Origin of the sequence: Thioclava sp. JE_KL1 (assembly GCF_009296265.1) — a bacterium.
In the GTDB taxonomy this organism is placed as follows: Bacteria; Pseudomonadota; Alphaproteobacteria; order Rhodobacterales; family Rhodobacteraceae; genus Thioclava.
This window is the reverse complement of record NZ_WBJS01000045.1, coordinates 1-2513: the sequence shown is the minus strand read 5'-3', so window position 1 is coordinate 2513 and position 2513 is coordinate 1. Positions and strand designations below refer to the sequence as shown.

The 2513-nt window shown below is 63.7% G+C and carries 3 protein-coding genes; all 3 read left to right on the top strand.

Going from position 1 to position 2513, the window contains the following annotated elements; all coding sequences use genetic code 11:
• Positions 1–129: 129 nt before the first annotated feature.
• Positions 130–522, top strand: coding sequence for a transposase (locus F8R15_RS20780; RefSeq protein WP_152845860.1), 393 nt, complete (start codon positions 130–132; stop codon positions 520–522).
• Complete coding sequence (gene tnpB, locus F8R15_RS20775) at positions 522–875, top strand: IS66 family insertion sequence element accessory protein TnpB (protein WP_152845859.1); 354 nt, start codon at positions 522–524, stop codon at positions 873–875. The genes F8R15_RS20780 and tnpB overlap by 1 nt, the downstream gene beginning before the upstream one ends.
• A 67-nt stretch (positions 876–942) precedes the next feature.
• Positions 943–2508, top strand: a complete 1566-nt coding sequence (locus F8R15_RS20770) for an IS66 family transposase (protein ID WP_152845861.1) — start codon at positions 943–945, stop codon at positions 2506–2508.
• Positions 2509–2513 lie beyond the last annotated feature (5 nt).

Below are 2513 nucleotides of genomic sequence, written 5' to 3'. Positions count from 1 at the left end.
TCGGTAAGCGCGACGCCGGCCCCCTCCTGCCATTTCTGACTTGATCCAGCCATTCTGTGCGCATGGGCGTGAGGGAGGTTTTGGATTTTGGAAGTAGACGGCAAAATGGGCGTCCATTTGGACGGCTCGATGGGCTTAGGAGTTTCCCGGCTTGAAGTGATCGAGGGTCCGAGTGGTCGGCGGCGGCGCACGAAGGCAGAGCGGGCGCGGATCGCGGCGGAGAGCATGATGCCGGGGGTGAAGGTCGCCGATGTGGCGCGCAAGCACGGCACAACCCGCTGGCAGATTTACGATTGGCGCAAACAGATACGCAAAGGCAACCTGGTGGTGCCCGAGAGCGTGGCATCCCTGCCTGTCTTCGCGGAACTGGTTGTTGATGACAGTTCGGCTGCGGCACCGGCGGCGGTCGCCCGGTCCGATCTTGAGATCATCGTCGGCGATGTCGTGATCCGGGCGGGTTCTGGTGCCGATGAGGGGCAGCTGACGCGGGCGATCCGCGCGGCACGTGCTGCGGCATCGTGATGTTCGGTCATGGCGGGCCGGTGAAGGTCTTTGTGGCGACGCGGCCGGTGGACTTCCGTAAGGGCATCGATGGGCTGGCGCTCGCGGTTCAAGAGATGTTCGGGATGGACCCGTTCTGTGGGGCGGCCTTCGTGTTCCGGGCGAAACGCGCTGACAGGATCAAGCTCTTGATCTGGGATGGCACCGGAATGGTGCTGGTTCACAAGCGGCTGGAAGGCGGCAAGTTCGTCTGGCCACAGGTGCGCGATGGGGTCATGCGCATGTCCAGCGCGCAGTTTGCTGCCCTTTTTGAAGGCATGGATTGGCGGTTGGTCAGGCCAGAGCGGGCACGGCGCCCTCTGGTGGCCGGATGACGGGAAACTGCGCCGAAAGGCCTGTTTTTACTGGTCTGACAGGGCATCTTGTGATTCACTTCCTGCCATGGAAACCGCTGATCTTGCGCGCGAAAATGCCCTGCTGAAGGCCCGCCTCGCCGAGGTCGAGGCGACGCTGGCTGAGACGCAAGAGGCCAATCGGCGGCTGCAGGATATTCTGAGTGCGGCGCAGCGCGAGAAATTCGGCAAGCGCTCCGAAAAGCTCTCGCCCGACCAGTTCAACCTGCCTCTGGAAGATGCCGAATTTGCCCAAGGCGTGCTCGAGGCGGCACAGGAAAAGGCCGAAGCAGCGATGCAGCGGGCGCGCGGGGAAACACCGCGCAAGCCCAAGCGCAACCGTGGCCATCTGCCACCGCATCTGCCGCGCGTCGAACGCGTGATCGAGCCTGCCAGCACGCTCTGCCCCTGCGGTTGTGGCGAGATGGCCAAAATCGGGGAAGACGTCTCCGAACGGCTGGACGTGATCCCCGCGCAGTTCCGGGTGCTGGTCACGCGGCGCCCCAAATACGCCTGCCGCCGCTGCGCGCAGGCCGTGGCGCAAGCGCATGCGCCTGAACATGTCGTGCCCGGTGGGCTGCCCACCGAGCTGTTCATCGCCTCGATTATCGTCTCGAAGTTCGGTGACCACCTGCCGTTTTATCGGCAGGCCGAGATCTTCAAGCGGCAAGGGATCGATCTGGACCGCGGCACACTCGGCAACTGGGTTGGGCGCGCCTGTTTCCACCTGATACCCGTCATCAACCACATGCGTGCCAATCTGCGTGGCGCCGACCGTATCTTCGTGGATGAAACTCGCGCGCCAGTGCTGGAACCGGGCCTGAAACGCACCAAGAGCGGCTTCTTCTGGGCCGTCGTGTCCGATGATCGCGGCCATGGCGGTGCCGACCCACCCATCGTGCTGTTCCACTACGCCCCCGGCCGGGGCAAGGCGCATCCACTGAACTTCCTCGCCGGATACCGCGGCCGCTTCCTGCAGTGCGATGCCTACCAGTCCTACAACGCGATGACCGAAATCGCGCGCGACAATGGCCCGTGGCAACTGGTCTATTGCTGGACGCATGTCCGCCGCCGCTTCGTGAAACGCTTCGAGAGCGACGGCTCGCCCATCGCCGAGGAAATGCTGCGCCAGATCGCGCTGCTTTATCAGATTGAAAAGTCCGTGCGGGGCAAGGAGGCGGCTGCGCGCCTCGCTGCCCGGCGTGAACATGCGGTCCCGATCATTGCAGCGCTGAAACCCTGGCTGGAAGCCCAGCTCTCGCGCATACCGCAGAAATCCCAACTCGCCGAAGACATCCGCTACACCTTGGCGCACTGGCCCGGACTGATCCGCTTCCTCGAGGACGGCACGCTTGAGCTCGACACCAACCCGGTCGAGAACCAGATCCGCCCGATCGCCCTGACGAGAAAAAATGCGCTGTTCGCCGGGAACGAAATCGGTGCGGAAAACTGGGCCATGCTCGCCTCGCTGGTCGCTACCTGCAAGATGTCCGACGTGAACCCGGTCGACTACATCGCCGCCACCCTGCGCGCCATCCTCGATGGCCACCCGCAAAGCGGTATCGAAGACCTGATGCCATGGCGATTCAATCAGCCGTCAAGCCTCGCCGCATAGGGTGA